Here is a 24,365-nt window from a genome sequence, read left to right as displayed (position 1 = left end):
GTTGTTTCGCATGCTGTTTTCTTTTCCATGCTATACTAGAGTTAAAAACAGGGGGAGATGCAAATGGCAGATTTGCCGAATTGTCCAGAATGTCAATCAATTTATACATATGAAGATGGATTTTTTTATGTTTGCCCAGAGTGTGCTCATGAGTGGTCTGATGAGGAAGAAGCGGAGCAAACAGAAGCAGCGGTTACGAGGGATGCCTTTGGTAATGTCTTGGAAGATGGCGACACCGTAACGGTAGTGAAGGATTTAAAAGTCAAAGGCAGTTCCAATGTCGTTAAACAAGGAACAACAGTTAAAAACATCCAAATCATTGACGGGGATCATGATATTAATTGTCGTGTACCTGGTCATGGTTCTATGGAATTAAAATCGGAGTTTTTGAAGAAGATTGCAGGGAAATAAATGTTAGTTTTTAGTAGTCTTATAAGACTAATTAATGGCGAGCCTCAGGACAGCTTAATGCCCTGAGGCTTTTTTCGGTGTTTAGGAAACTAAGGAAACTATAACCGTCTTAAAACTGTGGATAACTTTACACTGTTATTAGCCACGTCCAGCGTAAGCGCCCAGCAACTAGCAAGCAAGTTTAGGCTTTAATAAACTTGCAGGCAAGTTTTGGCATTAAAAAACTTGCGAGACTTCCTTCACCTCATGACACGCTAAGTCAACATCGGTTCACTACGTTCACCGTGTTTCCTTTATCTCCTTCGGCTCAGTCCAGTCCGTACGTTGCTAAACGGGCGCTTGCGCTTTTGTTCTTAAAAGTTAGAATACTAGTAGCAGTTCGTTGCTTATCAGAAATTTTAATTTACTCAATGAATAATATGTTATGATGAGAAATAGATTTTCATAAATTTTACCAAGACATCATTCAAAAGGTGGTGCGAGTATATGGAGAAACAACAAAATTATCAAATTGATTATAAATATGAAAATACGACCGATGATATAATCGAACTGTGGTTTTCTGAGCCAAGAGACAATAGTACACAAAAAAATATTTCATTACAAGCCAATATGGAACCAAAAGAAATGACGAAACATGAGTATGTAAATAATATTTGGTATTTCGAACTGCATCCTAAAGAAAAACTTGAAATTAATATCCGTTATTTTGGAGGTAAGAAAGAGATTGGTCATCTTGAGCCAATATCAGAGGATGAAAGAAATTTCTTTCTGCGTTCAACTGAATTGATTCCTGTCAATAAACAACTACAAGAAGAAGCGCAAAGAATTGTGGGCGGTACGGAAACGGACATAAATAAGGCAAAAAAACTTTATCGATATGTCGTTGATAATTATAAGTATACGACAAGATTTAATGAGAGAGGAATTTTTCATTTTCAAAATAGAAAAAAGGGAGATTGTGGTGAATTCGGGGCATTGTATTGTTCTTTATGTAGAGCACTTGGAATTCCTGCGCGAATGCTTTATGGTACATGGTCATTAAAAAAGTTTTCGCCACATGCCTGGTGTGAAATATATATCGATGGTCAAGGATGGATTCCTGTCGATCCGAGTACCGGTCGATTAAAGTTTTTTTACCACCCTCTACTAAATTTATCGGTTTCAATCTATTATGGCGTTTTTAGTAATAAAGATAAGTATTTTGGTGAGCATGAAGGGAAGAGGTTTGCATTTTCTATCGAACCGGAAAGACTCTTAACACCTGCTTATCAAGAGGATCCAAATTATACTAATAATGCTATCAAGCAATGTTTTGCACAAAGGGATATGGCTTGGGGTTATGAATCACTGAATGGAAAAGCACCTTTTCTACAGCCGATTTATGTGAGAATTCACGATCAAATAAGCAAGACTCCGTATAAGTTATTGTTTGGTGATTGGAAGGGGAAACCTTTGCAACCAGTGAAGAATTCCACCTACAAATTAAAATTAATCAGCTACAATATTGCTTTTATTTTAATATATATCAGTATATTCAATGAAATTTTTATCAAAAATGAATGGTTGCTTAAATTGTTGCCTGTGACTTTCTCCTTCTTAATTCTGTTGGGCAGTGTCTTATCGATTATTCGCAAAGAGGGGAATATGATTATTTACGTATTGGCAGTGGTGTTTTTATTTAGTTTTTTAGGTTATTTTGAAAGGGTATAAAAGAAGTGGTTAGGTTAACGGGGCAGACCAAGGGCAAGCGGAATCATAAGAGGCTCAAGCACTACATTGCTTGAGCCTTATTCGACGCCCATTCTGGCACTAGGTCCACAATGGATACTTTCTACAATAATCGTTATATACTATGTCGCTGTTCTGTCACGGTATACAATGAACGTAACAGCATTTAAAATTAAAGTAACAACGAGAAGAATGGCAGAAACAGTTACTAAAGTACCCATTGTGTCCAATAAAGCAGCCCAATCCTCAATTATTATCAGATTATATGTATTAATGATTTGTAAACAGAGCGAAATAGCACAAGCACTTATACTCATGATGGAAAAAATGACCCAACTATTATGATTTTGATTTTTATATCTCGCCAGGTTAACTGCAGGGAGAATCCAAGCAATTATTCCAAGCACAAGACTTCCAAGATAAAGCAACTCAAATCACCCCTTAACAATGAAATTTTAGCAATATGATTCTTTTATTTAGTATTAGGCACCATCTTTTTTGTCAGATAAACGCTCGTTAGTAAAACACAGATATTAAATTATCAATCGATTAATTCAACAAAAAGAGTATTAATTTGGGCTGGGCTCGATTCCATAATGATACCATCGTATCCTACTTTTACTCTGTCTCCCACTTGAAATGTTTCATCGCTATTGACGGAAAGATTAACAAATACATCGCCTTCTCCTCCTCCTAATTTAGCGTTAACAATTGCCGTGTTACTTTTAATTTCTTTGATTGTTCCTGTGAAACTGGAATTTGCTGTTTTAGGTTCATTGAATTTTTCTTCACTTTCATCTGTTGAATTAGCACATCCGACAATAACTAATAAAACAATGATTGCTATTGCTTTAAATACCCTTGGGTATCTCACATTATCCCTCCATTATAAGTATAATATTATTTTTAAAATGATTAAATCTGTTCTGTTTTCTGAACGTCTTTCTTATGAAATCTATTAAAGGCAAATTGTATTATTAAATAAGCTATAATCAAATTAATTACAAAAGTACCAGGGTTTATTAATAAACCGTCATTTCCATTGAAAAAGTTATCAAAAAACCAACCACTATTCGGATTTTGTTGATGTATTGTTATATATCTAAATGGGAGTCCATACAAAAATCCACTTTTCCCATCAGTATTTAAAGCACTAGGTATAAACAAAGGTATTAATAAACAAATCCACAAACTCCATTTTATATACTTCCTGTTTATTTTTTTCAAATAATACCTCCTTTTATTTTACCTTCGACAATCTGGGCCTATTTTGACTCAACGTTCCACGATTATTGCACTCCCCTAGCTGTCAATCCCGTTTTGCAACGTTCATTTTTTTGAATAATTTAATGATAAAAAACGACGAAAAAAATAGGATAAGACCAACCTTATTAAACTCCAAATACACTTTTAACACATCACCGAAGGAATCTAGTGTATATGCACCCAACAGAAGTAAAGTTGGAAAAACTGTCATTAGCATTGCTATATAATGAGCAACAATTTGTTTTAAAAAGTTCCATTGTTTGATTTGATAGATCACACTAGTTAATCCTAGAAAAAAAGCTATTAGACTATAGAAAAGAAAAATTCTTGATGTGCCTACAGATCCCTGTAACTTACTCCATATGGAGATTAATAATAAAATAATGAAGGGGATTGTACCCCTGATTAACCCATTTAAAAACAATTGCATTATATAACTAATCCCTCCTTTCTTTTCCGCAATCTGACCCTTATATAACATAGGGCGCAAAGTTTGCAATCCCTCTAGATTGCTGAAATCTGTCATTTTATTTCCAGTTTTAAAGCATTCACATATCTCTTATTAAGCAAAAGTGTCCGTTAACTGCTCCTGTTTAGTTAATAATATTTATTACGTTAATTTTAACATAAAGGTTTCAGTTCTTTTGAAATAATTAGATAATTAAAGTGTGAGTGTGACAATAGCTTTGACATCTTAAACAACAAAGGGACATAATTTTTATGCCCCCCGTTTTTATTTCCGAAATAAGATACTAACAATTAAACGACATTTTTTCCTCGAGAGGCAATACGTATCATTCCTTATAGCATAGGCTTCGCATGTCTAAAAACGTACCAGTGTTTTACAAAACCTTTCTCAAATAACCTCCGTATCCTGTTAAGATTCTAACCCTTTCCCATGTCACTTGTTTTAGAGGAATGAGAGATAACAAAAAACCCCTCATTGCCGATGAAAGCAACAAAGGATACCGACAGATCGCCGTTTGTCATCATCCAAAGCAATGCTGCTTTGCTGGTCGAAGCGCCCTACCGATTGGTAGGTTGCTGTGAAGTCCTTGAGCCAGTCTTCTCATTCACTCTTGATAATATGATTAAATTAAATTCTATTATACATTAAGAAGGGTATTATAAAGAAGGAACGGGAGGAGTGCAGTACTTATATTTATAATTTTTAAGAGGTGTCTATTCACTTTATTTATCAACTAAAAAAGAACTCCTTTTGGAAGTTCTTCATTAGTTATAAGTTATTATTCCTTAGGCTGTAAATCTTCAATAGAGTCGATATCCATATAAGATGGCACGGCTAAGCCAATCTTGTTACCTTCCACATTCGCGCCAAGATCTTCAAAATCATCTTCATATTCAGCATATAAATGACTATGTGTCACGGGCATTGATGGTGATAGGGAAGCATCAGCATCACCTGTTGCGATGGCTTCAAACAAAACAGCCGGATCTACAGGAGTGACTGTGACATCAAACCCTTGTTGCTTTAGGACAACTTTAGCTATTTCTGTTATAAAAGTTTCAGCATCCCAGGGAATGACAACCAATTCGATTGGCGTACCATCGACAGAATCTATACCTTCAGTCCACTCAGAAACTGTATCTTGATTGTCATCGACCCAATTTTCCGCCACTTCGTCAACTTCTTTTTCCTGAGTTTCCACTAACGCTTCTTCTACATCATCGAGCTCCCATTCAAATCGATCCATAATAGTATAAGCTTCAGGCATATCTTCTTCTAAATTATCTCTCACCACTGTTGTGAATCGCTGCTCTTCCCCGAAGAGGTCCTCAGGATCTTCTAAGTATTTAATGTCCCATTCAGCAAACATATAATGCGGTGACCAAGCACTGACGATAATCGGCTCTTCGTTTCGAATCGCTTCATCCAACTCTGTCAACATGGCTCCTGTTGAAGACAGTTCTTGATTCCAACCTTCAAGGCTATCGTATGTTTCGATAGCTTCTTCATTTGTCTCCGTTTGCCCAGCACCAGGTTCAATACCTGTGATTGTGTATTCCATTTCTTTACTAACATTAACATCTTCTTCTTCAGATTGTGCACTTCCGTCCGTCGATTCACCACAACCTGCAGCGATTAGGGATAAAGATAAGCACGCAGTTATCCCTAACTTTTTCCAATTTGATTGAATCATGTTGCAAAAAACCCCTTTATTTTTATTTAATTGTGGTGTACACCTATTCCGTTCATGAACAGTATGTTTAATGTTATAACTAAAGCACACTTAATTCAAACGCTAAATAGGAGCATATATGTACAATAAAGTCCATCTCGTTTAGTTATCATGATTATTATGAAATATTGTTTTATTTAGCCTTATTTACTCTGAATGACGGGGTGATGTGGTGCCAGGTACACACACAATTCAGAATTGTTTACGTACCTGGCACCTTTTGCGCTCACTAAATAAAAAAGTTCCAGTAGTAAAATAACCAAACTAAGATGAGAGAAGCAATCGTATAGAGTGAATAATGAATTCGGCCAAACATGCTCCAAGCTTTTTTTCTCCACACGACTATCGTGAACATTAATAAAGCGATACTAAGAATAACGATTAAATATAGAATATAATCTAGAATCCCACTCCATCCTGGAAGAGCGCTATAAGCGGATGTAGGGAATTGATAAATAGGATCTACTTCACCATTTATAATGATACTGATAAAAAAGCTAATGGTGGCGATCCCATATACAATTGCCGCAATTATAGCTAGAAACTCCCAGTTGGACTGAGCCTTTTTTCTGTTTCGTAATACTCGTATGATTGCTGCAAACGTCCAAATAAAAATCGTTGCGACAATAAATAATAAAATACACGCTAACATGACAATCGTGAATGTACTACTTGCATACCAAGGGGCTTTTGTATATGTCATCGGCCCATCTGCCATTAACATTATATTCCCCTCTACATCTTCCTCGAAAATTATTCTTTTAAAATTCCCGAATCCATCAGGGGTTTTTTCAGATCGTGCACTTTCATATATACTGGGCTCCACTTCCACAAATTTATTTGTTGCACCTGCATGTGTGACATGTAACTGTCCATCTTTATCCGCTTCAACAGAAATAATACCTGTCATCAGGCTGACAAATTTTACTGAGGTCGTAAAACTCTTTCTGTTCTGGTGATATTCCCCAACGTAGCGACTTGCCCTCTCTTTTGCACCATTTGACGACTTGATCGCCGCCTGTTCTTTTATTGGAAAAAATTCATCTAGAAACTGCTTGAACACTTCATTATGCGGATAATGATCCCCTCCGCTATAAGTTATAAATATCCCAATATCTTCGTCAGGTAATAAATATAAGGCAGAATTATAGAGCATCGTACCACCACCGTGGAAAAGGGTGCGTTGCTCATTGAAATTTCCTTCAATAAAACCAAGGCCCATTCCGTTTAATTTCGGGTGTTGAGTGAACTGTTGCTCGAACATCTGTCCAACTGTATTTTTGTCTAATATTTTTTCATCATTAAATTGCCCTTCCTGTAAATAAGCGGTCATAAATTTTGCCATGTCGGATGCAGACGTGCTCATTGCTCCAGCCGGTTCAGGTAAAAATTCAAAGTTTCCTTTAGCAAAATGTTCATCTACGAAACGATAAGGCGTTGTAATGCTATCAGCCAATTGTTCGGGTAACGGCTGTTCAAATGTACTATAATTCATTTGTAATGGTGCGAAGATATTCTTATCTATATATGCAGAAAATGGCATATCACTTGCTTGTTCAACAATGTACCCCGCTAATGCCGTCCCGTAGTTAGAATAGGCAAGTACTTCTCCCGCTGGAAAAACTCTTTCAGGCAAGAGCTCACGAACATATTCATTGAGCGGTAGCATTTCCTCTTCCTCCAATTTGAAAATATGTTCAGGATAATCTTCAAATCCAGGCGTATGTGTCATTAAATGGCGTAACGTTATTGGACTTGAATCCTCATAATGCGGTATAGGAAAATCCAAATATTCGTTAACATCTACGTCGAGATCTATTTTTCCTTGTTCAACAAGTTGCATAATTGCTGTCCACGTAAAAAGTTTGGATACAGAACCAATTCGAAAGAGTGTTTTTTCCGGATTGACAGAAACCTTTGTATCCAAATTCGAATAACCATACCCTTTTTCTAAAATTATCTCCCCACGATAAACGACAGAGATAGCGGCGTTTGGGATATTTTCTCGGCTTACTATTTCATCCATGAATGTATCTACCACTTCAGCGATATCGTCTTCAGACATCGTACTTGCCGAGAGAGAGCCAACATTCAACAACACGATAAGTCCGACGACCAAGCATATGCCTCCAAATTTTTTCATAGTTCCCTCCTTAAGTATCATTTGATATATATCATATGATTCAAATTATAAAAGGAGACTCACTATTTGTAAACAATTTTTAGAAAATTATTTATTTGACAAGCATTTGACGGAGAAATAGAATATGTATCAACTGATATATCAGCTAAAAGGGGAGTAGCTATGGCACCGAGAAAGAAATTTTCAAAAGAAGATATTATTATAGCTGCGTTTAATATCGCAAAAGAAAAAGGAATAGATGCAATCACGATTCGAAAAGTTGCTAAACAACTTGGCAGTTCAATAGCACCAATTTATGTGAACTTTAAAGATGTTGAGGAACTCATTCAGGAAGTGATTAATTATACTATGGAAATAGCCAAAAATTTAATTTTAGAGCAAAATTCCGGACATCCTTTTCGCGATATTGGAATAGGAAGTATTAAATTCGCTAAGCAATACAGTGTTCTTTATCGTGATTTAATGATGAAAAATAACCCTTACATGGAACATAATGAAGAAAATATGTTGTTCCTTGTTCAGCAAATGAAGGCTGATCCGACATTAAAGGAGTTTTCCGACCAGGAATTAATGAATATTTTGCATAAAATGGAAATATTTCAAACTGGATTGGCCGTCCAGGTCGCAAATGGTTTACTTCCGGAATACTTTACAGAAGAGAAAATGATAGAAATGTTGGATGATGTTGCTGAAGATATGATTATTGGGGCACACACACGGAATAAAGAAAGTTAAATAGTTTCGGCTGGTGCCAGGTACACACACAATCGTTTGAGTACCTGGCACCTCGTGTCGTCCCTCTAGTCCATTCCTGGAAAATCTATGTTTGTTAAAGTATGATCGGGTTATAGGTAGTTTAATAATAGGAGGGGTTGAAGTTATGAGTAAGTTAGCGGATAAAACAGCTATTGTAACTGGTGCGAGCAGTGGTATTGGAGCGGCCATTGCAAAGGAGTTGGCTGCTGAGGGTGTGAATGTTGTCATTGTTGCACGGACGTTGGAAAATTTAAATAAAGTGAAGGAAGATATTGAAGCGCAAGGAAAAGGCAAGGTTCAGGCAGTTCAAGCAGATGTTGCTGAGTCAGCAGATGTGAAGCGAATGGTTGAAACGGCGGTTGAGCACTTTAGTGATGTAGACATTTTGGTCAATAACGCAGGCCAAATGCTTGAGGGAACAGTGCGTTCCGGTAAAGTGGACGAGTGGGAAAAAATGATTGACGTTAATATTAAGGGAGTTCTTTACAATATTGATGCTGTCCTGCCGAAAATGATTGAGCGAGCAACGGGGCACATCGTCAATATTGCTTCTGTATCAGGACATGAAGTAACAAAACATAGTACGGTTTACAGTGGAACTAAATATGCGGTGCGTGCTATTTCGATGGGACTTGAAAAGGAACTCGCCCGGACGGGGGTTCGTGTGACGAATATTTCTCCGGGCATGGTGGCAACACGTCTAAGCGAAGGCAATACTTGGAACGGGCGTAAAAAACTAGAGGCCACAGATATCGGAAAAGCTGTGGTTTATGCCCTGACTCAACCAGATTATGTGAATGTGAATGAAATTACCGTTCGACCGGTGTAATGAACGTGCCAGGTACCGACACAATTCTGAATTGTGTCGGTACCTGGCACTTTATTTGAAGAGAGAGAATTTATGTTAAAATATAGATAGAATAATAAAGCGTTAACATAGATGTGAATGAATCAAGTAAAGGAGCGAGCATAATGGCAAACAAAGGTTTTTCTTTTGAAGTTGTTGAAACAATAGCAATCCTATCAGAAGGGTCAAAAGGTTGGCAAAAAGAATTGAACTTAGTCAGTTGGAATGGCCGAGAACCTAAGTATGATATAAGAGATTGGTCAGAGAATCATGAAAAAATGGGGAAAGGACTCACGTTTAATTTATCGGAATTGAAAAATTTGAAGCAGGCTTTAGAAAAAGTTGATGATCTCGATTAACTATAAAACAACCGATTAACTTAAAATTAATTTAAGTGCTTGAGGGAGAGTGACAATGTTTTTGATGTGTAATCAGCAGGTGAGCCTGCCCACTATCCCTCGGCAAATTTGCAAAAGGAGCATCATTACATGCGGATGAGACTAGAAAAAGACAGCTTAGGAACGAAAGAAGTACCTGAAGAAGCTTATTATGGTGTACAAACTTTAAGAGCGCTTGAGAACTTTCCAATTACGGGAATACGTGTACATAAAGAGCTTGTCCTCGCGCTGGCTGAAGTGAAGAAATCAGCAGCTACCGCTAATATGCATACAAAAATGCTGTCAGATACGCTTGGTAGAGCGATTGTAACAGCGGCGGATGAAGTCATTGAAGGAAAGTTTGCAGATCAATTCATCGTGGATTCAATTCAGGGAGGGGCAGGCACTTCCATTAATATGAATATGAATGAGGTGTTGGCGAATCGAGCACTGGAAATTATCGGAGAAGAAAAAGGCAATTATGATGTTTGTTCTCCGAATACACATGTGAATATGTCCCAGTCGACGAATGATACGATTCCGACCGCTATCAAGATTGCGGCGTTTCGAATGGCGGACGACTTACTTCTTACTATGCACCAGCTGAAAAAGGAATTTTTAAATAAAGAAAATGAATTTCAAGACGTTTTGAAAATGGGACGCACCCACCTCCAAGATGCTGTTCCGATTCGGCTTGGACAGGAATTCGGCGCTTATTCCGAGGTCGTGGAGCGTGATATTAGAAGGGTGACACAGGTGGCACAAGAAATGCTGACGATTAATCTTGGGGCAACGGCCGTTGGGACTGGACTCAATGCGAAACCTGAATACATTGAAAAAGTCGCTTCCCAGCTATCATCTCAGCTTGGTGTGAAGCTAGATATTTCTAAAAGCCTTGTAGATGGGACTCAGAATACGGACGGTTATACGTCACTTTCCGCTTCTTTAAAAGTGGCTGCTCTCAACATGTCGAAAATATGTAATGATATTCGCTTGATGGCGTCAGGTCCGATGACTGGTTTTCAGGAAATTTACTTACCAGCAAGGCAACCGGGTTCTTCCATCATGCCTGGAAAAGTGAACCCCGTCATGATTGAAGTGGTGAATCAAGTGGCTTTTCAAGTTTCTGGGAATGATCAATCCATCGGCATGGCGTCTGAAGCAGGCCAGTTTGAATTAAATGTGATGGGCCCTGTGATTGCTTTTAACCTCCTTCAATCGTTAGAAATAATGAAAAACGGTTTGGATGTTTTCACACGTTACGCTGTAAGTGGTATCGAGGCAAACACAGAGAGATGTCGCGAGTACGTGGAGCAAAGTTATGGCATCATTACAGCTCTCAATCCACATATTGGTTACGAAACAGCCTCAAAAGTTGTAAAACAAGCAAGAGAAACAGGCTTAACAATAGAAGAAATTTGCAAGGCACATGATCTGTTAACAAAAAAAGAACTTGAAACCATACTCGATCCCGTTGAAATGACAACACCTGGGATTTCAGGAAGCCAGTTCTTGTAGGGAATATAGGGGACAGGCACGCTGTCCCTATTTTTACTGAAACTTTTATCTTCGTGACATCGTAGTAAGGAGTAAGTGGAGAGAAAAATTGAAACGATTTAAATGATGGAAGTAAAGATTAGGGATACTCTTTGGGGAGCTTTTCCTCTACAATCTAAAACTCCCTAGACTCTAAACTTTTAATGAAATTTTTCTCTCCTGCACATTGTCGTGTTAAGCTAACGAGTAAATTAAGAGATCTTTTTTTAAGTTTGCAATAGAGGGAATCAGGGGGACAGAGTGCCTGTCCCTCTGTCCCGAACAGGGGCAGTCGCCTGTCCTGGGGAGGGGATTATATGGCTATTAAGTTGTCTGATTTGTCGAAAAGGTATGGGAGTAATGATGCGGTGAGGGGAGTGAGTCTTGAGGTTGAGCAGGGTGAGTTGTTTGGGTTTCTGGGGCCGAATGGGGCCGGGAAAACGACGACGATAAAAATGTTGACGGGACTGTTGGAGCCGTCTAGTGGGATTGCTGAGATAAAAGGAATCAATATTTGGACGTCTCCAATCGAAGCGAAAAAGCACTTGGCTTATGTTCCAGATCATCCGAATATTTATCCAAAATTAACAGGTTGGGAATACATTCAATTCGTCGCTTCAGTGTTTGGAGTATCTGAGGATACATATGAGAAAAAAGCTGCCGAATTACTAGAAACATTTAGTTTAACTGAACGAGCAGATGAACTGATCGAAAGCTATTCTCACGGTATGAAACAAAAAATTGCCATCTGTGGTGCCCTCATTCATGAACCAGATGTGCTATTTTTAGATGAGCCGACGGTTGGACTTGATCCGAAAAGTGCACGTGCTCTTAAAAATCTACTACGAAAACTTTGTGATGAGGGGATGACTGCGTTTGTCTCCACCCATATACTAGAAATTGCTGAAGAGATGTGTGACCGGGTTGGAATCATTGCGGATGGACAGATTGTTGCACTCGGTACGATGGATGAATTGCGGCAGTTGGAAGGGACGTCGGAAGGTAGTTTGGAAGATATCTTTCTAGAGTTGACCGGTGGGGAGGCGGAACAAGCACTCATTGAAGAGATGGGGAAACCAGAGTCAGGTGAAATCAAATGATGAAGATTTTATTTGCAAACGAGTGGCGAATTATGATGAATACCCTCCGAACGCAACCGTCAAGAAATATTTTTGCCTATTTGATTTCGGTGATTGTTGTAGGATTGTTTTTGATTTTTATATCAAACGGTGTGTGGCATTTAGCAGGTAAAATGACTACACCTATTTTTGAAGGGATTTTATCATATAGCTTGCTAATGGTTATTGGTATAACGGTTTTATTTGGACTTCCTTATGTTTATAAAAATTTATACGCGTCAACGGATTTAGAATTGTTATTCACAATGCCAATTCCAACACCCTATATTTTTTGGATAAAATATATTCAAAGCTTCCTGCGTGTGGCTCTACCAATACTCTTCTTTTTTGGTGTGCTGGCTACGGTGTACGGTTTGGCAACTGGCGTTCATTTTCTTTATTATCCAGTTTTATTGCTCGTGTTGATTGCTGTTAGTTTAATAGGTTTATCCATTACATATTTAGGGAATTTGCTCGTCGTTCAAGTTGTTCCAGTGAGTCGAGCGAATGAATTTTTGACCGGGATGAGTTTTTTTACCGGTATCGCGGTGTATATGGTGTTGATGATTCCAAATTTTACAAGTGATGGATCAATGATCGACATGATCATGTCTGGCTTACCTTTACTACCGGACTGGGTACCGACGAATTGGGGCAGTACTGCTGTCATTGAAGCGGGGCAAGGTTCATTTAAATTTATAATTCCGCTGTTAATGACTCTATTTATAAGTGCTATTTTAATTTTAATTGCCACTATGACCGTGGAAAAAGGTTTTCGTACAGGATGGATTCGAGTCAGCGAAGGTGGGGGAGGTAAAAAGAAGAAGCGTCACCGGAAAAATCAGCGCTCATTAAAATTAGATCATCCTGTCATAGCGATTGGTAAAAAAGAGTGGTTAACTCTTAAGCGAGATACACGTGAATGGCTGGTATTTATGCCGCTGGTCATATCGATAGGATTTATCATTATCGGCTTTTTCACAAACGACGGTAGCATAAACGAGCTTCGCCAATTCCCTGAGGTGAGTTGGCCAATTGCACAAGGGTTCGCGCTATTTTTATATGCCATGTTAAATGGAACAGTGGCAGCCTATTCTGTCGGGCGTGAGGGTGTGTCTGCTTGGAATCTCAATATCGTACCTTTACCTGGAAAAACAATTGCACTCGGAAAGTTGTGGATAAGTTGGCTAATTCCTTTTGTGTTATTGACAACGGTGGAAATCATTGTCGGGATTTTTCTCGGTTGGTCTGTTACGCAATTTTTACTTGGTATCGTGATAAAAGCGGTCATTACCTTAGGAATCAGTGCGCTCGGTTTATGGTTTGGAACAATCGGTGCGAAGTATAACCCAATGAATCCGCAAATGCGTCTTCAGTTTGGCGTGTCCATTCTATTATTCATATTGTCGATTATCTATTTAGTTGTTTTAGCGATTCCGTATGGGTTTATGGTTTTCCCGGTTGAACAAGTGGCACTACCTGACCCTACAAGTCACGGTGTAGCTGGAATTCCAGGTTTGATGCTCACCATTATTTTAACATTTTTTAAATGGAAACAGACTTATCCAATGGTTGTGTCGGCTGGATTGATCCTCCTTATGATTGCTGTATCGGTTGGTATCACGGTTGGCTCCACATTAGCAAGTGCCAAACGATTTGACAAAGGCATTAAAATTGACTTAGTGAGTGAAACTAATTCGAAACCATTGAATGGAAAATAAGAACAGGAGTAAATCGTTTTAGTCTTGAATTTTAAAGGATGGAGAATAGCTTATTAATGGAGTAGGTGTTGTAATGAAAAAGGTAATTGGAATCGTCATGTTTGTTGTATTTATCGGGCTCATGAGTGCATGTGGCTCAGTAGGAAATGAGAAGTCAGATTATATATCCGAAGCCGATTTGGATGAGCGAGAAGAAACAATCCTTACCACGGTTGCTGATCTGTCATTTGTTTTCGATTATAATAATACATCATATGAAGAAGTTAGTGTATGGATAGAAAAGTATGAATCAGGTGAAATGGTCAATGACGAGTTGGGTTATATGACGACAGACATTGATGAACAGGGATCGATTATTTTCGCTACGGCTATTGATGAAGAACCGCATGAAAAGGAAACATTCTATCTAGGTGTTGGTGATGAAAATGGTACATCTTCCTCAACCCCCTCCGATGAAGCGGCGTTAACTTCCGAAAATATGTCGATTGTGTCAGGATCATTCACAGAAGAGATTGCTATAGATAAAGATGAAACCGTGTTGGCGAGCATAGCGTATTCCAATGATGAACATGGTGTAAGTTCAATTTCTAGTGACTTTTATGAAAATCCAGAGAACAACTTGGAAGAATTAGAAGAATATGATGTTGTGTACTTGTTTAAGATAGCATTTGATGATTAGAAACATAGCTGTGGGGAAAACAGTGATAAGGACTAAATAAAGAAAGGATGTAACACATGAAAGATAGTAAGTCACATGATTGTTATGTAGCCAACAATGCAGAAGAATTACTATCTGCATTAAAAATTAAAGCCAATACTATTTTGATTACGAAGTATTACAAAGAAGAATTTATGGAAAAAACGGAATTACCATTACCAGAAGAAGATTTCTTCTCCGGTACGCGTGTCGCAGCAAGTGCCGGGGGAAATCCTGTGTTTCTATTAATGAATTTCTTTAGCAAAAGAGATAAACAGCAGAGAAAGATAGATAGTAAAGTTCAAAAATATATGCTAAAAAAACATGATGAGGATCTTCTTTTATATTTACGCCAACGAGACTATTAATCTTTCATGAGGGGGGACGTGGGGACAGGCACATTGTCCCGAATGGGACAGCGTGCCTGTCCCCACGTCCCAAAAAAGTCTTGACGATAGATCATCTGTATGCAATAATAAGTGTAATAAAATATGGTACCTTTAAATCAGTCCTGTGAGGCTGACAAGGAAAGCGGATTGGTTATGTAAAAATAGCGATGCATGTATTTCATGCCGTTTATTTTTATGTAATCTACAGGTTTCTTGTCACTTTTGACAGGGGACCTGTTTTTTTATACCCTGCTCCTTTAGATGGTGCCAATCATCAGGAGGCAACATTATGAAAAAAGTAGATACAGATTTCTCTTTACAGGCTGTTCCACAAACACACCGAAAAAATTTTTTGCATACGTTAGTCGTCATGCTCGGACTAACTTTTTTCTCAGCGAGTATGTGGTCAGGTGGTGAGCTTGGCCAAGGTCTTAACTTTACACAGTTTATGTTAATTGTATTGGCAGGAAATCTAATCCTCGGTATTTATACTGGTGCGCTTGCCTATATGGCGTCAAAAACAGGCCTATCAACGCACTTACTCGCACGTTATGCATTTGGTGAAAAAGGATCTTATATTTCATCATTTATGCTTGCTTTTACGCAAATCGGTTGGTTTGGGGTAGGTACGGCGATGTTTGCCGTTCCAGTTCAAAAAGTCACTGGCATTGATGTTCATATTTTAATTGCAATTGCTGGTATTTTAATGACATGTACAGCTTTCTTCGGGATGAAAGCAATTGTAGTGATTGGTTTTATCGCGGTGCCGTTAATTTCAATACTTGGAAGTACATCCGTTGTTAAAGCGATCCAATCAATGGGTGGCATGGAAGAACTGTTTGGCTATGAACCGACACAATCGCTCGGATTAGCAGCTGCACTAACAATTTGCATCGGTTCATTTATAAGTGCAGGAACACTCACACCAGATTTTACTCGATTTTCTCGAAAGAAAAGTTCCGCTGTTATCGCGACAGTGATTGCATTTTTCATTGGAAATACATTAATGTTTGTTTTCGGTGCGGTGGGTTCCATTGCGACGGGACAAGCAGATATTTCTGAAGTGATGTTTATGCAGAACTTAATGGTGCCTGCAATTATTGTTTTAGGTCTTAATATTTGGACGACCAATGATAATGCACTTTATGCATCAGGATTAGGATTATCGAATATTACAAAATTACCACGTAAGAAGATGGTTATTATAAATGGCGTGGCCGGGACAATAGCTGCTCTTTGGCTTTATAATCATTTTGTTGGTTTTTTAAATATCCTAGGTTCGACTTTACCGCCGATTGGTGCAATTATTTTAGCAGATTTCTTTATCCTTAACCGCGCTCATTATAAAGCGTTTAAGGAAATGACATTTAAAAATATCAACTTAATTGCGATTGTGGCTTGGATTTTCGGGATTGTTGCGGCTGCGCTTCTGCCTGGAATTCCACCAATCAATGCGTTGATAGGTTCAGCCATCGCCCATGTTGCTGGAACGAAAGCCGTTGAATGGGTTTCTCGTAAGCAAGTTACTATATCACAAACAGAAAAGGTGGAATCATAATGAAAATAATTAATGCTGCATTACACGGAAAGTCAGGGTTATGGGATATTAATATTCTAGATGGTAAAATAGATGCAATTACTGAGTCACAAGGAACTGCCAGTGACAGTAACGTGCTTGATGTAGAGGGTTCACTTGTACTTCCGCCTTTTATCGAACCTCATATTCATTTAGACACAACATTAACAGCAGGTGAGCCGGCATGGAATCAGAGTGGTACATTATTTGAAGGGATTCAACGTTGGTCTGAACGTAAACAGACAATTACACATGAAGATGTAAAAAGTCGTGCAAAAAAAGCATTAACATGGCAGGTAGCGCAGGGCATTCAGCACGTTAGAACGCATGTGGATGTTACAGATCCCAAATTGCTTGCTCTAAAGGCATTGCTTGAAGTGAAAGAAGAAATAGCCCCGTATTTAGATTTACAGTTGGTCGCATTCCCACAAGAAGGTATTCTATCTTATCCGAATGGAAAAGAATTACTTGAAGAATCTTTGAAAATGGGAGCTGACGTGGTCGGCGGGATTCCTCATTATGAATTTAGCCGCGAATATGGCGTGGAATCTATGAAAATTGCTTTTGATTTAGCGGAAAAATACGATCGTCTTGTAGATATCCACTGTGATGAAATAGACGACGAACAATCTCGTTTTGTAGAAGTCGTAGCGACGGAAGCTTACGAACGTGGGTTAGGCTCAAAAGTAACGGCAAGTCACACGACCGCCATGGGCTCTTATAATGACGCGTACACGTCCAAGTTATTTAGATTATTAGGTATGTCTGAAATCAACTTTGTTTCCAACCCGCTCGTCAATATTCATTTGCAAGGACGTTTTGATTCATACCCGAAACGCCGCGGCTTAACGCGAGTCAAAGAATTGCTCGAGGCAGGAATGAATGTTTGTTTTGGACATGATGATATTTTTGATCCATGGTATCCGCTAGGAACAGGTAATATGCTACAAGTCCTTCATATGGGAATTCACGCAGCACAACTAATGGGGTACGAGCAAATTATGAATTCTATTGATTTAATTACAACCAATAGCGCCAAAACGATGCATATCCAAGAAAATTATGGAATTGAAGTAGGTAAGGATGCTAATCTGATTGTGCTTGACGGCCCGGATGCCTATGAAGTCATTCGTAACCAAGCCACCGTCACTTATTCTATTCGCAAGGGACAAGTTATTTCTGAAACTCGCCCAAGTGAAACGAGTGTTAATTTTGACAAGAAAATAAAAGTAGATTTTAAAAGATAGGGACAGAGGGGACAGGTTGCTTGTCCCCATGTCCTTTTATATCGAGAAAAATTATCTTTATTAGAGAATGGGGAAGAACTGTGATTAAGAGAGTTGATATTACAAATCCCGAATTAGTTAAAGACATATTAAACGTTCAAACACTTGCATATAAAGTGGAAGCAGACATAATTGGTTCCGACGATATACCTCCGTTACAAGACACGGTTGAGTCGTTGCAACAATGTGGGGAAAGGTTCTATGGTTATTACGTAGATGAAAGGCTGTGCGGAGTCATCTCTATAAAACAATTTGATAACGTCGTTGATATACACCGATTAATGGTACATCCTAAAACTTTCAGACAAGGAATCGCCCAGCAGTTACTGGACTTTGTTGAGAACAACGCGGAAAAAGATGGTATAATCATCGTATCAACAGGGACTAAAAATAAACCAGCCGTATCCTTCTATTTGAAAAATGGCTTTTTAAAAATAGAAGAAAAAAGAGTAGCAGAAAATCTATCGCTAACAACGTTTATTAAAAAAATATGATTGGAATCGCTACTGCACTTGATATTATTTTCAACATATTGTATATTAACCTTACTATACTAACGACTAAATTCATTGACGAGAACGAGTAATCATAATTCCTGTTCTACAGAGAGTTGGCACCTTGCTGAAAGCCAATGTTCAGTTTATGATGAACATCCTCTCCGAGAAGAAAAGCTGAAACGTTTTAAGCTTTTACGGAAATCCACCGTTAAAAGGATCGCGTATGATTGTACGTTGAATGAGTGTTAGGAAATGACTTTAAAGCAGTTATTTCCTAAAATCAGGGTGGTAGCACGGGTAGAACTCGTCCCTATATAGGGATGAGTTTTTTGTTTTTTAAAAAAGGAGTGATCTCATGGAAAAAGTGAATTCTAATGAAAAAGCAGTCGAACGTGAAAATCGAATCAAAAAGTTGTGGGATAATGAAAATACATTTAAGAAGTCTGTTTCAGAACGTGAAGGAAATGAAACATTTGTATTTTATGAAGGGCCTCCTACAGCCAACGGACTTCCACATGCGGGCCATGTTTTAGGAAGAGTGATTAAAGATTTCATTGCAAGATATAAAACGATGCAAGGGTATCAAGTGATTCGTAAAGCTGGCTGGGATACCCATGGCTTACCAGTAGAACTAGGTGTAGAAAAGAAAATTGGGATTTCCGGTAAGAAAGAGATTGAGGAATATGGTGTTGAAAAATTCATTGAGGAATGTAAAAAAAGCGTTTTTGATTACGAACGTCAATGGCGAATTTTTACTGAAGCTATTGGGTACTGGGTTGATATGGATAATCCATATATCACACTCAATAATGAGTATATCGAAAGTGTCTGGTATATTTTATCGACAATTCATGAAAAAGGATTACTGTACCAAGGACATCGTGTGACACCCTATTGTCCAAGTTGTCAAACGTCATTGAGTTCTCATGAAGTGGCCCAAGGTTACAAGGATGTTAAAGATCTATCTGCTACAGCCAAGTTTAAGATAAAAGGTACTGAAAATGAATATTTTTTAGGCTGGACGACGACACCTTGGACTTTACCAGCTAATGTTGCTTTAGCGGTTAACTGCAACATGGATTACGTTAAGATAAAACAAGGGAATAATATTTACACGGTTGCAGAGGCACTTGCGGATAAAGTGTTCAATGAAGACTATGAAGTGGTCAGTAAGCATAAAGGAAGTGAGTTTGTCGGCCTTTCTTATGAACCACTGTTTACGCATCTTAACTTAGATAAAGGTTATGTAGTTATTTCAGCAGATTTTGTTACGGATGATAGTGGAACCGGTATTGTTCACATCGCTCCAGCTCATGGAGAGGATGACTATGAGGCTGTTAAAAAAGAGGGATTAGATTTTATAAATATTGTTAATGAAGCGGGGCTGTATACTGAAGACTTTCCTCCATTAGTAGGTGAGTTTACTAAAGACAGTGATGTATCAATCATTAAAATGTTAGCTGAAAAAGATCTTCTTTTCTCAAAAGAAAAATATGAACATAGCTACCCTCATTGCTGGCGGTGCGATTCGCCACTTATTTATTATGCAATGGAAGGCTGGTTTATTCAGACAACAGTAATTAAAGAAAACATCTTAGAGAATAATGAAACGATAACTTGGCATCCAGAACATATGAAGCATGGCCGTTTTGGAAACTTTTTAGAAAATATGGTGGATTGGAACTTAGGACGCAATCGCTATTGGGGAACACCGTTAAATGTATGGGTATGTAATGACTGTCATCATCAGTATTCTCCAAATAGTATCCAAGATCTCAAAGATCATGCTAAAAATAAAGTGTCGGACGATATAGAACTTCACAAACCTTATGTTGATGAAGTAACGTTAATTTGTCCCAAATGCCAAAGTGATATGAAACGAACGAAAGAAGTAATCGATGTATGGTTTGATAGTGGTTCAATGCCATTTGCTCAATATCATTATCCATTTGAAAATAAAGAGTTATTCAAAAAACAATTCCCGGCAGATGTCATTGTTGAAGGAGTCGATCAAACGCGAGGATGGTTTTACAGTCTACTTGCAGTGTCTTCCTTATTCAAGGGCGAAACATCATATAAACGTGTTCTTTCACTGGGACATATACTTGATGAAGATGGACGTAAAATGTCTAAAAGTAAAGGAAACGTTATTAATCCGATGGACCTAGTTGAACAATATGGAGCAGACGCATTGAGATGGTCGCTACTTGCCGATAGTGCGCCGTGGAATAATAAAAGATTTTCATCTAATATCGTGAGTCAAGCTAAATCAAAAATAGTCGATACCCTCGTCAATGTGCATTCTTTCTATACTTTATATGCCGATATTGACCAATTTGACCCGAACGAACATGGTCCTGGTAAAAAGTCGTTATTAGATGAATGGATATTATCAAGACTTCATACGGTTGTCAAAAAGGTTGAAATGTATCTAGATGATTATGAATTTACTGCTGCGGCAAGAGAACTAGCATTACTAGTCGATCAGATTAGTAACTGGTATATCCGCCGCTCAAGAAATCGATTCTGGAGTGAAGGTTTAAGCGACGATAAATTGGCGGCTTATCATACGTTATACAGTGTGCTGACGACAACAAGTAAGATGTTAGCGCCATTTACACCATTCATTTCAGAGGATATCCATGTTAACCTAACGGGCGAAAGTGTGCATCTATCTAATTTTCCAAAATATGATGAGGCGGTTGTAAATGAAAGATTGGAAAAAGAAATGGGGAGCGTGCTTCAAATTATTGAGCTTGCTCGTCGGACTCGTAATACTTCTAATATAAAGACAAAGCAACCTCTATCTGTACTGACAATCGTTGGTCAAGAGGAAAATACATCCCACTTAGCTAAGTATTATTATATAATTGAAGATGAAATAAATGTTAAGAAAGTTGAAGTTAAAGATAATCTTGGAAATGCGGTTAAGTATGAAGTGAAATTAAATTTTCCAGTTGCAGGACCGAAACTTGGAAAAGATGTAGGAATGGTTCAGAAAGCATTACAACAGTTATCGGATGCCGAAGCAAAGAGCGTAGCCGAAAAGAAATACTTTGAAACTGTAAATAAAGCTGGAGAGGACGTCCAAGTAGAAGGTGAAGATTTACTTATTAACCAAGTATCTGAACAGGGGGTTGAACTAGCGTCTAATGAATTATATACGGTTCTCTTAGACACAGACGTAACTGAAGAACTATTTAATGAAGGTCTAGTTCGTGAACTTATTCGTGCTGTACAGCAATATAGAAAGGAATTAGATTTAGCTGTTGAAAAGCGGGTTAACTTAACATTGGATTTAAGCGATGTATTAAAGTCAGCTGTTGAACAACATAAGGAGCTACTAGAAAAGAATTTATTAATTAATCAATTAAGCTTTAATAAGGAAGCCAATATGAAGCGTGTGGATGTTGAAAAGGAAAAAGTCGGTATTAGTATTACTTTTTAAGTGACAAAAGACAGATGCCATCAGATTTTGGCATCTGTCTTTTAAATAACCAGCTCTTCAAGGAGCCTCCCATGAATCTAAAATGGTAAATGGCTATGATTAGATTTGTAAAACAGGCTCACGGTATCTTGCCTATTTTCTTTAAGTGGTTGGTTTAAAAATGATTGCGTAGTGAGAATTAACTATCTAATCGTGTTATAATGTAAAACAAAATTAGGTACAGTGCGTTTCGTAAAGAGCGAAAGTGATAAAAACGAACGGGTTTAAAAACTTATAAAGACAAATGTCTTCCCCATTTTTTATTTTAAAAGTCTTTCTTCAACCTGTAATAAGACAACTTCCCTATCCCAAATCCTAAAATGATAAGGAGATTTCAATATGACAAACGATAAGAATTTATCCACAGAACAACAAGAAGAATTACTCAAAATTTTAAAAACGCGTTTTGAGAAAAATATGGATCGTCATCAAGAGATAGAATGGAATGACGTTCAAGCAAGACTCGAAAAATACCCAGGTAAATTATGGTCACTAAATGAAATGGAAAAAACGGGTGGCGAACCGGATTTTGTTGAGTATGATTATAGTACGGATGAATACGTATTTTATGACTGCTCACCGGAGAGCCCTAAAGGCCGCAGAAGTGTCTGTTATGATCGCGCAGGCTTGGAATCAAGGAGAAAATATAAACCAGAAAATACGGCTATTGATATGGCGACCGACATGGGTATTGAACTCTTAACAGAAGAGCAGTATCGAACACTGCAGGAGTTTGGAGATTTTGATATGAAAACATCAAGTTGGGTGCAAACTCCATCTGATATTAGAGAGCGGGGCGGTGCTCTATTTTGCGACTATCGCTATGGGCACGTCTTCGTATATCATAACGGTGCATCGTCTTACTATAGTACTCGGGGATTCCGTGGGTTATTGAGAGTCTGAATGTAGACAAACATAACCCACATTTAGCGGAAAAAGACACACTAAAATATCAGAAAATTCATTAACTTAGGACGTGGGGACAGGCACCTCGTCCCAGCGGTGAACAGGGACAGCGTGCCTGTCCCCACGTCCCACACAGTAACAGTGCACTTGGCTAGTGTCGTCTTTGCTACTCGACAACCTTAACTTTAGAAAAGAGCTAGAAAAGCCTCTGCGATATCAATTATTTAGGAGCGATTGTCACGATGATTTGGGGATTATTTACAGTAGAAACGAGGTATTGAAAATGAAATTTAAAGTTTATGATAATGCTTACGAATTTGAAAGAAAGATTGAACCGATTTTATTAGAAAAGGAAGATGTATTCAGTCTTTTTTATGGCGTATTGCAAGCGATTAAAGCTGGTAACTATGAGAATCCATTTATGGCGACAATTGAAGAAGACGGAAAACTATTAGCCTTTTTTCAAATGACACCTCCTCATCCATTAAATATTATTTTTGTTGATGAAATCCGTATAGAAAAAATAATTGATTTCTTCTTACAAAATATGATTGAACTTAAAGTACATTTTAGCTCCATTATTAGCTTGAAACCTTGGGCATATAAAATTGCGGAAAAGTGGGAAAGAAAAACCGGCATGACTCATAAATTACTTATGGATCAAGGATTGTATCAATTAAATAAAGTGAATGAAACACTTGAACAAAGTTCTGGTACGTGGCGTTATGCTGAGGAAAGCGATTCTTCACTTATCGAAAAATGGTTCAACCTTTTTGAAAAAGATACCGGAATGCCAATTTCGCCAATCGAAAACGTAGAAAAACGTGTTGCAATGTTTCTAAAAGAGCGAGAGGTTTTTCTGTGGGAAGATAAAGGTGAGATTGTGTCAATGATGAAGAAGTCACGGCCTACAAAAAATGGTGTAACCGTTTCTTTAGTTTATACTCCAAAAGAAGAGCGTAAAAAAGGATATGCCAGGACGCTTGTTGCGGCGATTTCAAAAGAACTACTTAAAGAATTTAACTTTTGCGTACTGTACACAGACATGATGAACCCAACATCAAATAAGATATATAGAGAAATTGGCTATGAAAGGATTGCGGATTCCGTTCATCTTGCTTTTAATAAAAGTGAATGATTTATCGCAGGTCAACTGGCTGTAAGACCTTAACGAGAAGGATTCGAAGGGAATCAAGAATTATAAGTGGGGGATCAACAGCCAGTAAAAGCCCGATTGGTTCAACTAACAATCAGTGTGGGAAGTATGAAAACCCCACTGATTGAAGTTTCACTTTATAGGGAAGGCTACCTGTCCCTATATCTCAAAACCAAATAAGTTTCCTGGAAGGATATTCTAATGTGAGATAGGAGGGATGAAGAAACAGGCACCTTTCTCCAGTGGTGAAGTGGGACAACGTGC

Annotated in this window: 22 protein-coding genes, 1 riboswitch and 1 other annotated feature; of the genes, 16 read left to right on the top strand and 6 right to left on the bottom strand. The window is 38.1% G+C overall.

Features of this window, described 5'->3' with window-relative positions; all coding sequences use genetic code 11:
• Window positions 1-63: 63 nt before the first annotated feature.
• Both KQI49_RS02685 and KQI49_RS02680 read left to right on the top strand, forming a co-directional pair.
• Window positions 64-411, top strand: a complete 348-nt coding sequence (locus KQI49_RS02685; protein WP_216486572.1) for a zinc ribbon domain-containing protein YjdM — start codon at window positions 64-66, stop codon at window positions 409-411.
• 486 nt (window positions 412-897) lie between these two features.
• On the top strand, window positions 898-2,124 hold the full coding sequence (locus KQI49_RS02680; protein ID WP_216486571.1) for a transglutaminase-like domain-containing protein: 1,227 nt from the start codon (window positions 898-900) through the stop codon (window positions 2,122-2,124).
• 140 nt (window positions 2,125-2,264) lie between these two features.
• On the opposite strand, the gene KQI49_RS02675 is transcribed toward KQI49_RS02680, so the two are convergent.
• The 6 genes from KQI49_RS02675 to KQI49_RS02650 all read right to left on the bottom strand — a co-directional run bounded on the left by KQI49_RS02675 (window position 2,265) and on the right by KQI49_RS02650 (window position 7,752).
• Window positions 2,265-2,570 carry a hypothetical protein gene (locus KQI49_RS02675; RefSeq protein ID WP_216486570.1) on the bottom strand — a complete coding sequence of 102 codons (306 nt, stop codon included), beginning with the start codon at window positions 2,568-2,570 and terminating at the stop codon, window positions 2,265-2,267.
• A 113-nt stretch (window positions 2,571-2,683) separates the two neighbouring features.
• Window positions 2,684-3,016, bottom strand: a complete 333-nt coding sequence (locus KQI49_RS18860) for a DUF3221 domain-containing protein (RefSeq protein ID WP_216486569.1) — start codon at window positions 3,014-3,016, stop codon at window positions 2,684-2,686.
• A 41-nt stretch (window positions 3,017-3,057) separates the two neighbouring features.
• Window positions 3,058-3,369 carry a hypothetical protein gene (locus KQI49_RS02665; protein WP_216486568.1) on the bottom strand — a complete coding sequence of 104 codons (312 nt, stop codon included), beginning with the start codon at window positions 3,367-3,369 and terminating at the stop codon, window positions 3,058-3,060.
• Between the two features lie 82 nt (window positions 3,370-3,451).
• Complete coding sequence (locus tag KQI49_RS18855) at window positions 3,452-3,838, bottom strand: DUF3021 family protein (protein ID WP_216486567.1); 387 nt, start codon at window positions 3,836-3,838, stop codon at window positions 3,452-3,454.
• A gap of 553 nt (window positions 3,839-4,391) precedes the next feature.
• Window positions 4,392-4,497, bottom strand: a riboswitch (SAM riboswitch).
• A 158-nt stretch (window positions 4,498-4,655) separates the two neighbouring features.
• On the bottom strand, window positions 4,656-5,570 hold the full coding sequence (locus KQI49_RS02655) for a glycine betaine ABC transporter substrate-binding protein (RefSeq protein ID WP_216486566.1): 915 nt from the start codon (window positions 5,568-5,570) through the stop codon (window positions 4,656-4,658).
• A 268-nt stretch (window positions 5,571-5,838) separates the two neighbouring features.
• Window positions 5,839-7,752, bottom strand: coding sequence for a serine hydrolase domain-containing protein (locus KQI49_RS02650; protein WP_216486564.1), 1,914 nt, complete (start codon window positions 7,750-7,752; stop codon window positions 5,839-5,841).
• A 162-nt stretch (window positions 7,753-7,914) separates the two neighbouring features.
• On the opposite strand from KQI49_RS02650, the gene KQI49_RS02645 reads away from it, so the two are divergent.
• The 14 genes from KQI49_RS02645 (at window position 7,915) to KQI49_RS02580 (ending at window position 24,083) form a co-directional block, all read left to right on the top strand.
• A complete protein-coding gene (locus KQI49_RS02645) occupies window positions 7,915-8,487 on the top strand; it encodes a TetR/AcrR family transcriptional regulator (protein ID WP_216486563.1) in 573 nt (190 codons plus the stop codon).
• A 145-nt stretch (window positions 8,488-8,632) separates the two neighbouring features.
• A complete protein-coding gene (locus KQI49_RS02640; RefSeq protein WP_216486561.1) occupies window positions 8,633-9,337 on the top strand; it encodes an SDR family oxidoreductase in 705 nt (234 codons plus the stop codon).
• A gap of 143 nt (window positions 9,338-9,480) precedes the next feature.
• Window positions 9,481-9,714 (top strand): YdbC family protein, encoded by a 234-nt coding sequence (locus KQI49_RS02635; protein ID WP_216486559.1) that lies wholly within the window; start codon window positions 9,481-9,483, stop codon window positions 9,712-9,714.
• Between the two features lie 135 nt (window positions 9,715-9,849).
• A complete protein-coding gene (locus KQI49_RS02630; protein WP_216487002.1) occupies window positions 9,850-11,250 on the top strand; it encodes an aspartate ammonia-lyase in 1,401 nt (466 codons plus the stop codon).
• A gap of 335 nt (window positions 11,251-11,585) precedes the next feature.
• Window positions 11,586-12,368: an ABC transporter ATP-binding protein gene (locus KQI49_RS02625; protein WP_216486557.1), complete on the top strand. Its 783-nt coding sequence runs from the start codon at window positions 11,586-11,588 to the stop codon at window positions 12,366-12,368.
• Window positions 12,365-14,107, top strand: coding sequence for a putative ABC transporter permease subunit (locus tag KQI49_RS02620; RefSeq protein WP_216486554.1), 1,743 nt, complete (start codon window positions 12,365-12,367; stop codon window positions 14,105-14,107). Before KQI49_RS02625 ends, KQI49_RS02620 begins: the two co-directional genes overlap by 4 nt.
• A gap of 73 nt (window positions 14,108-14,180) precedes the next feature.
• Complete coding sequence (locus tag KQI49_RS02615) at window positions 14,181-14,786, top strand: hypothetical protein (RefSeq protein WP_216486551.1); 606 nt, start codon at window positions 14,181-14,183, stop codon at window positions 14,784-14,786.
• A gap of 56 nt (window positions 14,787-14,842) precedes the next feature.
• Window positions 14,843-15,172, top strand: coding sequence for a hypothetical protein (locus KQI49_RS02610; RefSeq protein ID WP_216486550.1), 330 nt, complete (start codon window positions 14,843-14,845; stop codon window positions 15,170-15,172).
• A gap of 310 nt (window positions 15,173-15,482) precedes the next feature.
• Window positions 15,483-16,751 carry a cytosine permease gene (codB, locus tag KQI49_RS02605; RefSeq protein ID WP_216486549.1) on the top strand — a complete coding sequence of 423 codons (1,269 nt, stop codon included), beginning with the start codon at window positions 15,483-15,485 and terminating at the stop codon, window positions 16,749-16,751.
• A complete protein-coding gene (gene codA / locus KQI49_RS02600; RefSeq protein WP_216486548.1) occupies window positions 16,751-18,016 on the top strand; it encodes a cytosine deaminase in 1,266 nt (421 codons plus the stop codon). The genes codB and codA overlap by 1 nt, the downstream gene beginning before the upstream one ends.
• Before the next feature lie 80 nt (window positions 18,017-18,096).
• On the top strand, window positions 18,097-18,549 hold the full coding sequence (locus KQI49_RS02595; RefSeq protein WP_216486547.1) for a GNAT family N-acetyltransferase: 453 nt from the start codon (window positions 18,097-18,099) through the stop codon (window positions 18,547-18,549).
• Between the two features lie 66 nt (window positions 18,550-18,615).
• Window positions 18,616-18,867, top strand: a binding site (T-box leader).
• Window positions 18,868-18,907: 40 nt separating this feature from the next.
• Complete coding sequence (gene ileS, locus KQI49_RS02590) at window positions 18,908-22,000, top strand: isoleucine--tRNA ligase (RefSeq protein WP_216486546.1); 3,093 nt, start codon at window positions 18,908-18,910, stop codon at window positions 21,998-22,000.
• Between the two features lie 378 nt (window positions 22,001-22,378).
• On the top strand, window positions 22,379-22,942 hold the full coding sequence (locus tag KQI49_RS02585) for a DUF4256 domain-containing protein (protein ID WP_216486545.1): 564 nt from the start codon (window positions 22,379-22,381) through the stop codon (window positions 22,940-22,942).
• Between the two features lie 286 nt (window positions 22,943-23,228).
• Entirely contained in the window at window positions 23,229-24,083 is an 855-nt protein-coding gene (locus KQI49_RS02580) for a GNAT family N-acetyltransferase (RefSeq protein ID WP_216486544.1), read from the top strand.
• The last annotated feature ends 282 nt before the right edge of the window (window positions 24,084-24,365 follow it).

Origin of the sequence: Virgibacillus sp. MSJ-26, from assembly GCF_018918075.1 — a bacterium.
Classification (GTDB): Bacteria; Bacillota; Bacilli; order Bacillales; family Amphibacillaceae; genus MSJ-26.
This window is presented reverse-complemented; position numbering and strand designations above follow the sequence as displayed.

What these genes read in the sequence shown, in the direction of transcription:
- KQI49_RS02645 (WP_216486563.1), top strand. Translation starts at nt 7,915, where the DNA reads ATGGCACCGAGAAAGAAATTTTCAAAAGAAGATATTATTATAGCTGCG.
- KQI49_RS02655 (WP_216486566.1), bottom strand. Translation starts at nt 5,570, where the DNA reads ATGATTCAATCAAATTGGAAAAAGTTAGGGATAACTGCGTGCTTATCT.
- KQI49_RS02650 (WP_216486564.1), bottom strand. Translation starts at nt 7,752, where the DNA reads ATGAAAAAATTTGGAGGCATATGCTTGGTCGTCGGACTTATCGTGTTG.
- ileS (WP_216486546.1), top strand. Translation starts at nt 18,908, where the DNA reads ATGGAAAAAGTGAATTCTAATGAAAAAGCAGTCGAACGTGAAAATCGA.
- KQI49_RS02680 (WP_216486571.1), top strand. Translation starts at nt 898, where the DNA reads ATGGAGAAACAACAAAATTATCAAATTGATTATAAATATGAAAATACG.
- KQI49_RS02585 (WP_216486545.1), top strand. Translation starts at nt 22,379, where the DNA reads ATGACAAACGATAAGAATTTATCCACAGAACAACAAGAAGAATTACTC.
- KQI49_RS02620 (WP_216486554.1), top strand. Translation starts at nt 12,365, where the DNA reads ATGATGAAGATTTTATTTGCAAACGAGTGGCGAATTATGATGAATACC.
- KQI49_RS18855 (WP_216486567.1), bottom strand. Translation starts at nt 3,838, where the DNA reads ATGCAATTGTTTTTAAATGGGTTAATCAGGGGTACAATCCCCTTCATT.
- KQI49_RS02685 (WP_216486572.1), top strand. Translation starts at nt 64, where the DNA reads ATGGCAGATTTGCCGAATTGTCCAGAATGTCAATCAATTTATACATAT.
- KQI49_RS02630 (WP_216487002.1), top strand. Translation starts at nt 9,850, where the DNA reads ATGAGACTAGAAAAAGACAGCTTAGGAACGAAAGAAGTACCTGAAGAA.
- codA (WP_216486548.1), top strand. Translation starts at nt 16,751, where the DNA reads ATGAAAATAATTAATGCTGCATTACACGGAAAGTCAGGGTTATGGGAT.
- KQI49_RS02615 (WP_216486551.1), top strand. Translation starts at nt 14,181, where the DNA reads ATGAAAAAGGTAATTGGAATCGTCATGTTTGTTGTATTTATCGGGCTC.
- codB (WP_216486549.1), top strand. Translation starts at nt 15,483, where the DNA reads ATGAAAAAAGTAGATACAGATTTCTCTTTACAGGCTGTTCCACAAACA.
- KQI49_RS02625 (WP_216486557.1), top strand. Translation starts at nt 11,586, where the DNA reads ATGGCTATTAAGTTGTCTGATTTGTCGAAAAGGTATGGGAGTAATGAT.
- KQI49_RS02635 (WP_216486559.1), top strand. Translation starts at nt 9,481, where the DNA reads ATGGCAAACAAAGGTTTTTCTTTTGAAGTTGTTGAAACAATAGCAATC.
- KQI49_RS02610 (WP_216486550.1), top strand. Translation starts at nt 14,843, where the DNA reads ATGAAAGATAGTAAGTCACATGATTGTTATGTAGCCAACAATGCAGAA.
- KQI49_RS02580 (WP_216486544.1), top strand. Translation starts at nt 23,229, where the DNA reads ATGAAATTTAAAGTTTATGATAATGCTTACGAATTTGAAAGAAAGATT.
- KQI49_RS02640 (WP_216486561.1), top strand. Translation starts at nt 8,633, where the DNA reads ATGAGTAAGTTAGCGGATAAAACAGCTATTGTAACTGGTGCGAGCAGT.